We start from the raw sequence: 13347 nt of genomic DNA, 5'->3' as shown, positions 1-13347 counted from the left end.
TGACTGTGCAAAATCGTTACGATTTGCTCCTCTGTAAAATTGCTTTTTTTCATTTGGATACCGTTTAAAAGTGAAATTTATAATTTTTTCTACTTTTAAATGGATACGGTTCGGGGAATGAGGACAGTTGCATGGTTCGCATTTAGCATAGATTAATGTAAAAACCTATACAGAAACCGAGTTTTTTTCAATCAATTTAGCCTATTTCTGGAGATTTGACTCTTTTTAATATTGTACAAATTGTATTTTTAATTGTACTTTACGACCATTTAATATCCATGCAACAAAGCACCTACAACCAATACGAGTTTTCAACATTTTGTACATACAAACTGTACATACACTTGTATATACATCCTCTTTTGAACGGTTGAAATAAAAGGTTACCTAATCGTCTAAATTCAAAAACCCACGTTACAAGCCTGTAATGTGGGTTTTTGAGTAAACATAACATATATCTTACTACTTTGGCTGACAACCGAAAACGTAAGTACATTTGTAACTACACTAGGCCGCAAGCTTGGTTTCTTCTGTTTTAGAAGGTGTAAACTGCACGATTTTAGGGCGCATTTTCATTGTCGCTGTCCATCGCCAGTATAAAAAGACTATCAAGGCAATGCCTAATCCAGCCAACCAAACCCAATTACGTTTTAGACCGTTGAATATATCTTGCCATGTCACAGGTTCCTCTACTGTTTCGGGTGTTAATTGGGCCCGTAGCGTTACTGGTGACAGCGAAAATGTTGCTTCATCTGCATTGTCTTCCATAACCTCTACCGTAGCCCTTTTAGCCAACAATTCTATTAGGTCAGACTTGTAATTGATTTTTATACCTTCTAACGTATGCCCCCTGTACTTTTGAAAAAGTGAGTTGAAGGCTTCATTTTTTTCATAGGTGTCCAACACATAACTAAAGCGCTTGATTTGGCCTTCCAATTCCTGAATTTTCTCTTTGTCCAGTACTGCACCCTGTGCCTGGTTTGTTAATTCCCTGAAACTTAAAATGGCTTTGCGGATAAACTCGCTTTCAGAGAAGTTTAACTCCTCCGCAATTTCTTTAAGGTGTAATTTGGTGGTTTCATCCACCCGGAAGTTGATTGTTTGGTTCTTCATTGTTTTTGCCGTTAATATGAAGAACAAATATAGGCTTAAAATACCCTATTTTAAGCGATTTTTAAGAAATTAAAAATCATATTTTTAGTGCTACTGACATTACTTATTACCCGCAGGAAGCCGTTTGAGCACTTCCTGATAGTCTTTTTTCAAGCTTTCGTTCTCCTTTTTAAGCTCAATCACATAACGCGTCAACTCCTCTACTTTTTCCAGTAATTTTGCTGTTATCTCTTGGGTGCTTACGCCTTGGTCAACCGCTTCGCTTGCCGTGGGAATCCCCGGCAGATGCCCATGCTCCTGAATGTATTCATCTAACTGTGCCAAAGGCATCAATATATATCCTTTCTTAAAAACCCGATCAGCCCATTGGTTTTCGGATTGGTATTTCATTTTGAAATTGGAAACAATAAACTCGCCTTGCTCATCTAACCCTAAGAAATCCCGTCCGTTGATTTTAAGGCCGGGGCTATTAAGTGCTGCACGCATATTAATAACGCCTTTCACGTCTAATCTATGCTGTGGGTCATGGACACCAATGCCTACTTTCACATTGTTATTCTGAAAATCGCCCAAAACGATGGCGTCATTGATAGAAACGCGTGCATTGTAGCCAACCGCCGCCGCCCTTTGCAAGGATGCGGCGTTAGCGCCAAAACCGTTGGCACTGCTACCGATATATAAATTAAATGACCCTGTTGTGTTTAATTTGCCAGCTTCAAATCCATTGAAAACATTTTCAGAACCAGCAGTATTAAATTCTCCCGTTCCTTTCCCCAAAAAAGTATTTTTCCCACCTGTTGTGTTTAAACTACCAGCGTTTAAGCCATAAAAAGCATTATGAGACCCTATATTATTTATACCCGTATTTTTACCAACAAACGTACTACCAATGCTATTTCCAAATCCGCCTGCTCGCAGACCCACAAAAGTGTTATCTGTACCAGCAGTATGAATAAACCTATCTGCCCCCAATTTGATTATCTCTGCTGTGGAGGTAGTAGGGGCTTCTACAACATAGGTTTGTTGGACCTCATTTGCGGTTAAAGCTCGATTATAAATTCTCACATCATCTAATGATCCAGTGAAAAAACCATTACTCTCATCACTTCCAATAATTAAATTTGAAGGATAATTGAATGAGTTTGAAGAAGTATTGAGTGTGGTAGTTTTATTTTGCAGGGAAACTCCATCTAAATATAAATTAAGAGTACTACCATCAAAAGTAACTGCAATCAAATGCCATTGATTGTCATAATACTGGAATTGGTTTCGAACAAATAACTGATTTGCGTTACTCTCATCGAAGCCTAAAATCCCTGAACCTCCTTTACGTATTACAATGCGTGAAAAAGCATCTGACAACCAACCTCCCCAGGATAAAATAGATTGAAAATTACTACTAGTAGTAGATACTGATGTTTTAAACCAAAGCATCATAGTTCTTGGTGCATTTCCAGCTAAAATATTCCAATTAGAAACAGTTATATGTCCACCAAGCCCGTTAAAAGCATAAGCACGATTGGCAACTCCGAAACGGTCGGTGGTTGGGATTACGCCTGCATAACCTCCTGCAACAATGCCACCATCGCGGTTGTTACCACTGGCATCGATGGCATTGTCATTGAAAGGGTAGTAGGCTACTAAACCATTAGTGGGGGCTTGGGAGAAAGCAAACAAGGTAGTGAGCGTGGAAATCACTAATATGGCAGCGAAGGTTTTGGTTAACTGTTCCATGGTCTTGTTAATTTTGAGGGATGATTATTTTGCTGAGATTGTCATAAATCAACGTACCATCTCTGCCTTGAATGATGAATTTAGCATACCCAGACGTTCCAGTACCGCTGGCGTTGACGTACAGCGTTACTTGATGGCTGATGTAAACAATATCGCTGCTTGTAGGCATTCTACCGCAAACCCAAGTACTAGCATCGCTCCAAGCTCCGTTTTGTTTCGTGATGAGTACATCACCAGGGAGGCAGCCTGTTTGCCCACCTACGACGACTGTGCCAGTACCCAAATCGGGACAATACAGGGACTTGCAAGTGGCCGTAAAAATAGTGGCTGCACCATAAATGGATGTTATGGTTGGAGAACCCACATTTCCTGATGACCAAGACACCGTGCCATTGTTGCATCCGGAAGCGAACAGATTAACCGACTGCCCATACTTGACCAAGGTAGGATTGGCCGTTACGGTAAGCGATACCGTAGGGCAATTAATAACCGTAACGGTCTGTTTGGCAAAACCATTGTTGGCACAGCCTTGCACCACACATTGGGCAGTATATTGGGTAGTTGCAGCAGGATTTACGACAATTTGACTACCCGCTTGATTAAGGGGTTGCCACTGAATACTCCCACCCGTACAGCCCGAAGCCAAAAGCGTACTTGGCTGACTTGGCGCTACCGCTTCTGGGCTTGCCGTTACCGTTGGGTACGGGCTACTGCCTTTTATCTGCTTACTGATACGATTGCCGTTGGCATCGTAGGTTAGTACAGTGGTGGTTTGGGCAAGAGCCACCTTACTAATTAACAATATGCCAATTACAAAATACCTCCAAAGACTAAACATATTGGGTTATTTGAAGTGAGACGTTTTAATGCATAAAACTATACACTAAGGAACTACTCTTATCTTATATATAGTAGGCCCTGTTTGCACTTGAATAGTAGCAGCACCACTATTAGACGAGTTGTACAGTGTCGTAGTGGTACCATTGGGAAACCTTGTAGCTCCGCTACTGAGTTGCTGGCCATTGCTTGTCAAATTGGAATAAATTTGTTGAGCATTTCCATTAATAGAGGATTCAAATTTATTTGGATCTGTTAAACGTCTAAATGGCTGCGCTGCTTGGACTAAATCTTCCGGAGTTTTATATAAAGTGTTTCCCGAAAAATAATTGTACAAAGTCTGGGCATTCTGTGCAAGAAATCTCAGCACTCTAGGGCCTGGCAAGAAAAATAATTCAGGATATACTGGCTCAATAGCATCCCGATATACCATAGCCATCATTTGATCTTCAGAAAGTTTGTTAAACATCATCACAAACGCTCCAGTCATAGCCCCATTTTGAAAATTTCCACCAGCTAATTCAGAGGTTACCCCGCCAACAGTTGCCGCAGCAGTAACCTTGCTCCCAAAACTTGTAAAATTATCACCTATAAAATCTTCTGTTCCTCCGGAAACAGCCCCCGTAATAAACCCATTTCCAAAACTGCCACCTCTGACCTCTGCCATAAGCCCTTGAACTGTCCCATGTCCTAAAACTTTGATACCATAATAACGAGCATATTCATATGCCGTGGGGCTCTTGGCTAGTTCACCTGCCCATTGCCCAACTCCATAGGTTAATCCGGCACTAACAGCGCCAATTATCGCACCTCTAAACCCCGATTTTAAGGCGTCTCCAAGCCCACCACCATTGAGTAATGTTCCTGTGACATTTGAAGCAAATCCTGCGGCGGCCCCTGATTTAGCAGCTACAATCCAAGAGGTAGCACCAATTCCTCCTGTAATATAAGTTACAGCGATTGCCACGGCAATAGTTAACAATGGCTTCCAGTTCTCTTTTACAAAATTTACGACCGCCTTAATCGCTTTAAAAATCTTCTTAAAGAAGTAACCACTTGGATCCGTATAGCTCAGCGGGTTATTTCCAACGTAGCTATACCGATTTAAGTCCTGTAAATCAGTCATATCCTGCACAAAAGGATCGGGCTGTAAGAAACGACCTAAGACTGCATCATACACCCGCCCGTTCATGTCAATCATAGCAAAGAGGTCGTAATGCTCATGATTGGTAAAGCCTCTTTCGTGGCTACCGTTGTAAGCCGTTGTAAGCGGTGTCCAATCGGCATTTCGTCGTTGGCCCCAAGCGTCAAAACTCATTTCTTCGAGCAATACTCCCCCTGCTCCCGTAAAACCCGTATTGGACCCTAAGTGGTCTTTGAGGTAATATTTTAGGGTAGTAGTGGTGGTGGCTCCCTGTATTTCAACAACCTGCATACCAATCCCGCCAATAAAATGGGTGGTTTTGGTTTTGCCATTGCTAAAGGTTTCTATCTCAGTAATGCCCCCGATGTAGAGTTTGGTACGGGTTAGCTGATCACGCACGTACATTTTCTGCATGATACGTTGCTGATCGGGACCGTAAAACACCTCTACCCGTGCGGTATCGTTGGAAATTACTTTTACTTTATTGAATGAGGTATATACCGTATTGATATTGAGCGTAAAGGAACACTGCACATTGGCGTTGTTGGTACGCACATTCAGCAATCGGTGCGGGCCGTTGTTTACCCCGCCGTATTCGTAATAACCCACGTCTGATTTGTAGGTGATGTTCCCGAGTTCATCATAGGCGAGCATCGTAGCGGTTACGTTATCAATTTTTGTCTCTATCAAGCGGTTGGTGCCGTCGTACTCAAACGATTCGGTTTTGTTTCGTTTCTCATCCCGCCGTTGGGTCAGGTGCGCCAAGTCGTTGAATTGATAGGTAAAATGCTGTAAGGTAGTGGCGTTGAAATAAGAGCGGATGGATTGCAGGTATTGCGTAGCAGCTTCAAATTGCTGTTCGGTTCTCACGCCGTTGCCAAATTCCTGCAACAAAATATTGCCTTTGGCATCCATGGTATTGAGCCGCCAAAAAAGGCTGTTATCGGCGTTGTTTCTTAATTCCGACAAATACCCGTACGCATTATAGACATTCTTCAATACCAAGCCTGTAGCCGGATAACTCAACGTATTGGGTCTTCCCTGCGCATCGTACGTGTTTGAAGTGGTGTACGTCTGACCGTTTACTGTAACGGTTTCCTGATTCTTTCGCCCCAAATTATCGTACAAGAATGTATGAGAGGAAACATAGCTGCTGACCGCAATCAGCTTTCCAATGCCCTTGTTGCCGGTATCGTAGGTATTGGTAGTCGTGCCATCTACATCCACACGCGTCAACATACGTCCCAAAATATCGTACGTCATCGTAACGACATTGCCATTGGGATAGGTTTGTTTGGTCAATTCGCCAAAACCGTTGTATTCGTATAGATAAGTCCCCATGTCGGGGTCAATCATTTTGATTTTAAAACCCCTTGCATCGTATTCGTTGGTTGTGGTATTGCCTCTGAAATCTTTAATTGTTAATAATCTATCGGCAACATCATACGTAAAAAAGACATTGTTCCCATCATTCCAGCGGCTTTCTACAATGCGGTCTTTGATGTCTTCAACGTCGGTTTTCTTTTGATTTTTGAAATTGTAGAACTCCATAATCTGCCCGCCATACTCAGAAGTAGCCGATCTCATCCCACCCATTTTTGTTTCTCGCAAGGCTACCACTCTGCCTAATCTATCTAATTCTTTTTGGGTAAAACCGGTAGATGTTTCTCCTTCGTAATAAGGAAATCCGTCTTTGATGATTTCTCGTAAATCGGGCGAGGTGACTCGACTGAAGGTATGATCGGCAATGACCCAACGCCCGTCAAACCCTTTGCTTTTGGTCTGCACTCCCCGATTATACGAATCAAAATGCGCAATGGAAACTTGCCCAATGCTGTTTTGAGTATAAGTCAGGAAAACTGCTTCCGTTGGGCTTTGGAAATTTGTCGCACTCGCTTTTCGGTAAGCGGTAGCTGTCCATGTCCCATCCGGCATTGTTTGCTTCGAGGCTCGCGAAAAACCATCGTATTCAAAAGTGGTGGTTAGGCCATTGGCATCGGTTTGGGTTAAGGGCAGTCCAAATTTTTGTTCGTAGGTAGCGGTGGCCGTATGCCCCAGCGCGTTGGTCGTTTGTACGATAAAGCGTTTGGTCAGGGCATCAAACGTGGTTTGGATGGTTCTGTTTTGGAACGCTGACTCAGTCCAGGCATTGGTCGTACTTTGGGTAATGTTACCGAACGTATCATAGGTGTAGGTCTTTGTTACCCGTTTATCGGCGGCCAGATTAGCATCGGAGGTTTCTTTGGTCAACAAGCCTGTTGTTGCATCGTATTCAAAAACCGCCTGACGAACCTCCGCAGTAAGATTTGGCGCAATTTTATGAACGGTGGCTTGGGTGAGCCGTCCCAACAACCATAATGCCGTATTGTCGGTATAGACATTGACTGTTGAATCCTTGATGCCTTGTCCGTACTCTGCCACAATGTAAGTAGGATTCCCGTAGGCATCATTGAGTTTGCGCGTTTGGCGAGTTTGGTTCTTTACAAAATCTTCAACTACTTCCTCTTTGGCATAAGCATGAAAACTCGTTGGGTTTACTGTTGGATAGCCAATCAGAACAGGATTATGGGCGGTTCTTGCAATGAGTACATCATTTTGATAGAAACGCTCGGTTTTTATCAGTGTTTCACCCGTATATTTCCATTGGTCATCGCCCTGTCTGTAATAGCGAGCATCATAAATACCGGTTATCGTATCAGTTTCGATGATTTTGGTAAAACCTCTAAATCCTCTGCCTTCTACGTTGATAGTTGCCCCACAGTAGCGGTATCTTTTTGCAGTTTCATCGCCCATTGTCGTAATGGTTTTGATTTTGGAAACCACATACAAGGGCGATTGAATATCTACGTTAGGAAAAGTTACCTGTCCGGCTTTCTCATAAAGTGTCGAATTGAGTAAATTATCGTAAAGGATTTCAGTGACTAAACCTGCACCATTCGTAATTTTTTTGAGGGTAAAGCCTTGGCTTTGTCTCATGCGTTGCACAAACCATTTATTATTGATGGCATTGTAGTAAAGCATATCACTGTGCGAGCCTTTTAGAAAATTGCCGATTAAAGGTTGGGGGTTTGCACCTATATCTTTAAATCGGAACGTAGGAATTACATCAGCAAGGGGTAAAGTAAAATTGAAATCAAACTCGCCTTTATTCAAATAGGTTCTATTTGTGCCATTAACCGTCTCATAAAAGGTTATGTCAATCAGACCATCAGCATTAAAATCATTCAGAAAGACGTTGGGAAACGTGCTAATGATTGACACTGTCGTGGTTTTGTGATTGACGGCACTTTCAAAACTTTTATCTCCCTTATTCGGAATGATAACAACTTGATTTGTAGAAGGTTTTACCACCAAAACATCTGGCAAATCATCACTATTCAAATCAACCAAATTGATTTTATTCGTTGCACCTGCTATCCAAGAGGTTTGGAGAGATTGCCGCTGACTCGAACGGAAACGTCCTCTAAACTGATTTTTACGATTGGCGGCATCGGCAAAATTTCTAAACGATTCCGCATAAATTACGACATTGTCGCCTGTTGTTTTATCGTAAATAAAAATATCAGTTAGTCCATCATTGTTTACATCGTCAAATAATTCTTCCGGTTCGGTTGTACTTGACCACCCAAGGTTGTAGCCGCTATTGTTTAAATCGGGCTGTACTACCATTCCGTAAAAGGATTGTTGCGTTGCATTGTTGGTTGGAAGATTTAAGGCTATTCTCGCACCCGCTAAAATCGGCTTGTTTGTAATGGTTTCGGTCTGTAAATCAATGAAATCTGAAATACCATCTTGATTGATGTCTATTATGTAATCATTCCAAGGCGTACCCCCAATGGTAACAAGTTTAGTGTAATAGACACAAGGATATGTATAAGCTTCCCCTGCAATTGGAGTGGGAGGATTTGAAACGATGAACAAACAATCATTTGCCCCTGCCGTACTTGGTTGCCAAGTAACGATAATGTCGTTGATATTATCTCCGTTTACCTCTCCCGTTTGTACACGTAAGTTACTTCCTCCCTGAGGAATGCTCGTTGTGCTTCTAATGACTGATGAAAGTGTATATCCAGCAGAACCATTATTGATGTAAAATTGAACTAATACATCGGCCGTATTTACTGGAATATCCCAAGTAGCAATGTCAGTCAATCCATCGCCATTGAAATCGCCAAACAATCTTTTTTCGGGTGTGGTGTTGGGAATAGTTGGTACTTCAATGGGTGTTCCTGAGCCTAGTTCAATATTCGACCAATCAAAAATGGTGGGTTCAAAACAGATTTGGGGGCTACTTCCATCACATTCTTGAATTTGAGTGAGTAGAGAATATTGGTTGAAAGTATAAGAAAGTTTATATTCCCTTACCAGTGTGGTTTGGTAGAAAACCTGAACACATTTTAACCTTTTTTGATAAGTATTTTTTTGTTGGTAACGAATGCCATAAACACTTGATTTGTCGGGACGGTCTTCCCATATAAATTTGACTTTATTGTAAGGGGATAAGCCCCCCGCTACGTTCCCTGTATAATTGATTTCGTTGGGATATACTTCTCCTGTGGTAGCGTTTTGAGTGTAAGAAAAGGTCATATAATTCCCTTTTCTATCTTCAATTTTATTGACAAGCCATTGGTAACCTACATTTTTTGTGGGGTCAACTACTCGGCTATCGGTGGTATTGCCGTACTCAAATATTAGTCCTGATTTTGTCCAAACTCTGAAATACTGTGGACTTTGAGTCGTGCTATTTTCATGAAGAACTACTTTGCTGAAACTGTTTTGTTCCGTATAGTAAACTGTTTGATCGTTACCATAATTATCATCAAACGCAATGGCTGTATTGACAGATTCTGGAGCTAAGACTAATCTTTCTCCATCCAAACTAAATCGGTCAGATTTATCGTAGGTAATTCCTAAAGAAACAGCCTTAGTTTGTTGGGCAGCATCAGCCGTTTCGTCCTGGGCGCGTGTTTTGGAACTGCGCGTAATACTTGAAAGGCCACTCAAAGACCAGCCAAGCCCCACAAAGCTATTACCACCTTGACTACTATAACTCAAACCAATTTTAGGTTGAAGCCCGGCAGTACCAGCAGGAATTACAAAAGGAATTTGATAGGTGGCCGCCCCACCGTCAGAAACGCCAAAGCCACCTTGTGTATACCCGAAATTATTGCCGGGTATAGGCGTTTGACAATAAGCGGCTGTAAACACACTAAGAGCTATAAAAAGCAGTAGAGATCGAAAACGCATGAAGAAGAATTAGATTAGTTAAGGGGGGTATCATAAAACTAAAAAAATCCTCTAACTCGACAAATAAAAATTTCAAAAAGTTATCAAGCGGCAGGTCAAAGCCATAAAGTGCAGATCAATACTTCCAATCCGCATGACTCACCGGCAGCGCGTTTAGCTCCCTTTTCTGTTGTCTCCAATTCGGAAGAAATTTGTCCATGAACGAAAGAAAAACGACGTTGTGGTGGCGTTCGAGCAGGTGGATTAATTCATGTACCACAATGTATTCCAGACAGGGAAGCGGCTTTTTGGCCAATTCCAAATTAAACCATACCCTACGCGCTTCGATGTTGCACGTGCCCCATTTGGTTTTCATTTGTTTGACACTCCAGTCATTGACCGACACGCCGATGCGAGCTTCCCATTGGGTTAATAAAGGCTCTATCTGCTTTTTGAGCTCGGCCCGGTACCATTCCTATAGGATGATTTGTCGCTGTTCGGTCGAGGTAGTGGGACGTACGTACAAATCGAGGTACTTTTTGGTTTTGAGCTCTACCTTGGGGGGAGAATTATGCTCAAAAACGCGCAGTAAATAGCGTTTCCCCAGAAAATAATGACTTTCGCGCGCTACGTATTGACACGGGGATTGGCGCTCCTGTGCGGCAAAATTGCGCTGATGCCGACGTATCCAACTTAATTTTGAAATGGCAAACAACCGTACCGATTCATCGTCTACGCTCAACGGCACGGCCATGCGCACGCGCCCCGTGGGCGGATAAACCGACAGGTGAATGTTTTTGATGTTTTTACGCACCACATCAATGGATAATCGCGGCCCAAGCGTAAGTGTATGTAATTCTTCCTGCATCACTTATATTCCTTCTGCTCCTTAATGATCTCAAAAATCTGCTCCAGTTTCTCCGTTTTTTGGTATTTGGACAAAATGGGCTTTAAGACTTGATTTTTCAGGTGCTTTTCTTTGATAAAATTTCCCTGCCAGTCGTCGTGCTTGCCGTACAGGATGGCACTGTCCATCACTACCGACAATTCTTCTTCTTTGTCCAGGTTATCGTACAGTGCCTGCCGTGCGGAGGTATTGATGGCCGTTGGATAGTTGCTTTTGGGGGTAGAAGGCTGCACCTGTTTGGCGAGTTCTTCGTATTGTTTCAAGAGTGCTTCGTAGGCTACGGCACCTTCTTTTCGCATTCTTACCAATTCCATCAACAGAACACTCATGCGCTCGTAGTAGGCGGGATTGACGGGCATTTGTTGGATGATGGTCTTGGTGAGGTTATTTTCTACAGCTTCGGCCATGGATTCTTTGTTCTCTTTAATGCTTTCAGGCAACCGGTCAAGGGCATCGTTGATGCCGTTTTCGACGATCAACTGCAAAAGTGTGGCGTCGCCGAAGTTAGACAATACGCGGCTGGGGTCGGCGGTGAGGTACATGTCGAGCATTTGACGCATTTCGGGCTCAAACTTCTTCATGTCGATGTAGTCGCCGCTGTGGAGTTTGACACTGTTGCGGCGCTCGGTGTAGTACGTCACCTTTTGTTTGATGGCTTCGGCCTGCTTATCGGTGTAACCGGCTTGCAGGATTTCGGACGCAATGTTGTTGTAGGCCCGAATCAATTCCACCACCAATTTATAAAACGTAAACCGCTTTTCTTCGTTGGTTTTGAGTTGATCGGGTTGGGAAGTATCGCCGCAGAAATAATGAAAAAATTGTGGTTCGTCTTTGGGCATGGCCACGGGTTCACAGACTTGGTGGACGGCCTCCAAAGCATCCTCCAAACGCTCTTTGTACTTTTCCAACCGATTGGTTAACAACCCCTTGACGTCTTCTTCTTCGTAAGCATCAAAGGCGTCGGAGGTATAATCGGAAATGGATTTATTGAGACTGTCGAACAGGTTTTTGTAATCGACAATGTAGCCAAACTCCTTGAAATAGGGGTCGTTTTCTTCTTCTTTGCCCAACCGATTGGTGCGGCATATCGCCTGAAACAACCCGTGGTCCTGCATCTGTTTGTCAATGTACAGGTAGGTGCAGCTTGGCGCGTCAAAACCCGTCAGGAGTTTGTCGACCACGATGAGCAACTGCATCCGGGCGGGTTCTTTTTTGAATTTATCTTTGGCAAACGCCTCAAAACTTTCGGTGTCTTTGAAGCCGTAGTCGCGGAGCATTCGCTGGTAAATCTCATATTGCTCCACTTTTTCGGTTTCTCCTTCGCCTACGTGTTCGAGCTTGGCGCTGTTGGCGTTGGGTTCAAAACTGGTGATGATGGCGCATTTTTTGAGGCCGAAAGTCTGGAATATCTCGTAGTACCGACACGCTTCTTAGATGCTCCGCGCCACAAGCATGGCGTTGCCGCGACCGTCGCGTAGGCGGGGTTTCATCAGAAAGTCCATTTTGATGTCAAACACGATCTTTTCCAGCCGGCTCTTGGTACTGAGCACTTTTTGCATAGTGCCCCATTTTTTCTTGAGTTCGGCTTTGGGGAGGTCGTTCATGCCGTAGGTGATGGTCTCAAACCACTCGTCGATGCTCTTTTGGTCGTGGACGTGCTGGTCTATGTCACGGGCTTCGTAGAGCAGATCCAGCACCACGCCGTCTTTCACGGCTTCGTCAAATTTGTAGGTATGGATGTAGCGGCCAAAGACTTCGATGCTTTTCTGTTTGTAGTGAAATTGGCCGATGGGTAAATGCCTTACAAATACCCCCCTGTGGAAACGTAGGGAAACATTCGGATTCCTGTGAATATATTAGGTAACATAGGGAATCGGATTCCTAAAAAAGTATACATACATCAGGAATCGGATTCATGGAAAAAGGGCAGATTCCATCAGGAATCCTGCGTTTTTAAAGGAATCTGATTCCGAAAACAAAGTATTTGTCATGGAAGTCAGATTCCGAAATTAGAAGGAATTACTATGATAACCGGATTCTTCTAAGGTAAAGAAGTGAAGGGGATATAAGGGCTCAAAGAGTTGGAAAACTCGCAGTTTAACGCTTTAAATTAACACAAAATAATGTTATTTTTGTATATTAAATGTTAATTAAGAGTTAATAATTTTAACAATTTGAAAGACAATGAGCACAGATATGTTTAAAATACCCTATGAAGCGGAAGTAAATGCCAAATTATTGGATAGAATCGGCATTTTTTCAAGTGGCTATGCTGAACATAAAATGGCTAAAATAAGAAAGGCATTGGGGCTACGAAAAGTTACTATCGGTACATTTTGTGACTTCTATAAGATTGATCCTGTGCGGTTTAGTAGGTTGAAATAAT

At 42.8% G+C, this 13347-nt stretch carries 6 protein-coding genes and 2 pseudogenes; 1 reads left to right on the top strand and 7 read right to left on the bottom strand.

What is annotated here, in order from left to right; translation table 11 throughout:
- Window positions 1-507: 507 nt before the first annotated feature.
- From DVG78_RS13665 to DVG78_RS30355, 7 genes and pseudogenes are all read right to left on the bottom strand, one after another.
- A complete protein-coding gene (locus DVG78_RS13665; protein ID WP_114461625.1) occupies window positions 508-1113 on the bottom strand; it encodes a hypothetical protein in 606 nt (201 codons plus the stop codon).
- Window positions 1114-1212: 99 nt separating this feature from the next.
- Window positions 1213-2847 carry a LamG domain-containing protein gene (locus DVG78_RS13660; RefSeq protein WP_114461624.1) on the bottom strand — a complete coding sequence of 545 codons (1635 nt, stop codon included), beginning with the start codon at window positions 2845-2847 and terminating at the stop codon, window positions 1213-1215.
- Between the two features lie 7 nt (window positions 2848-2854).
- Window positions 2855-3634 (bottom strand): hypothetical protein, encoded by a 780-nt coding sequence (locus DVG78_RS13655; protein ID WP_147277077.1) that lies wholly within the window; start codon window positions 3632-3634, stop codon window positions 2855-2857.
- A gap of 96 nt (window positions 3635-3730) precedes the next feature.
- Window positions 3731-10075 carry a SpvB/TcaC N-terminal domain-containing protein gene (locus tag DVG78_RS13650; protein WP_114461622.1) on the bottom strand — a complete coding sequence of 2115 codons (6345 nt, stop codon included), beginning with the start codon at window positions 10073-10075 and terminating at the stop codon, window positions 3731-3733.
- Between the two features lie 115 nt (window positions 10076-10190).
- Window positions 10191-10922 (bottom strand): annotated as a pseudogene (locus DVG78_RS13645) (M48 family metallopeptidase).
- Window positions 10922-12379, bottom strand: a pseudogene (locus DVG78_RS13640) (type I restriction enzyme subunit R domain-containing protein); the annotation flags it as partial. The pseudogenes DVG78_RS13640 and DVG78_RS13645, both read right to left, overlap by 1 nt.
- Before the next feature lie 12 nt (window positions 12380-12391).
- Window positions 12392-12721 (bottom strand): hypothetical protein, encoded by a 330-nt coding sequence (locus tag DVG78_RS30355; RefSeq protein ID WP_262511871.1) that lies wholly within the window; start codon window positions 12719-12721, stop codon window positions 12392-12394.
- Window positions 12722-13145: 424 nt separating this feature from the next.
- On the opposite strand from DVG78_RS30355, the gene DVG78_RS30070 reads away from it, so the two are divergent.
- Complete coding sequence (locus DVG78_RS30070; protein WP_114461619.1) at window positions 13146-13346, top strand: hypothetical protein; 201 nt, start codon at window positions 13146-13148, stop codon at window positions 13344-13346.
- Window position 13347: the final 1 nt, after the last annotated feature.

The sequence above is a fragment of the Runella aurantiaca genome, assembly GCF_003339505.1.
GTDB classification, from domain to species: domain Bacteria; phylum Bacteroidota; class Bacteroidia; order Cytophagales; family Spirosomataceae; genus Runella; species Runella aurantiaca.
This window is presented reverse-complemented; position numbering and strand designations above follow the sequence as displayed.

Coding starts and splice junctions, on each gene's coding strand:
- DVG78_RS13665 (WP_114461625.1), bottom strand. CDS start 1,113: ATGAAGAACCAAACAATCAACTTCCGGGTGGATGAAACCACCAAATTA.
- DVG78_RS13660 (WP_114461624.1), bottom strand. CDS start 2,847: ATGGAACAGTTAACCAAAACCTTCGCTGCCATATTAGTGATTTCCACG.
- DVG78_RS13650 (WP_114461622.1), bottom strand. CDS start 10,075: ATGCGTTTTCGATCTCTACTGCTTTTTATAGCTCTTAGTGTGTTTACA.
- DVG78_RS30070 (WP_114461619.1), top strand. CDS start 13,146: ATGAGCACAGATATGTTTAAAATACCCTATGAAGCGGAAGTAAATGCC.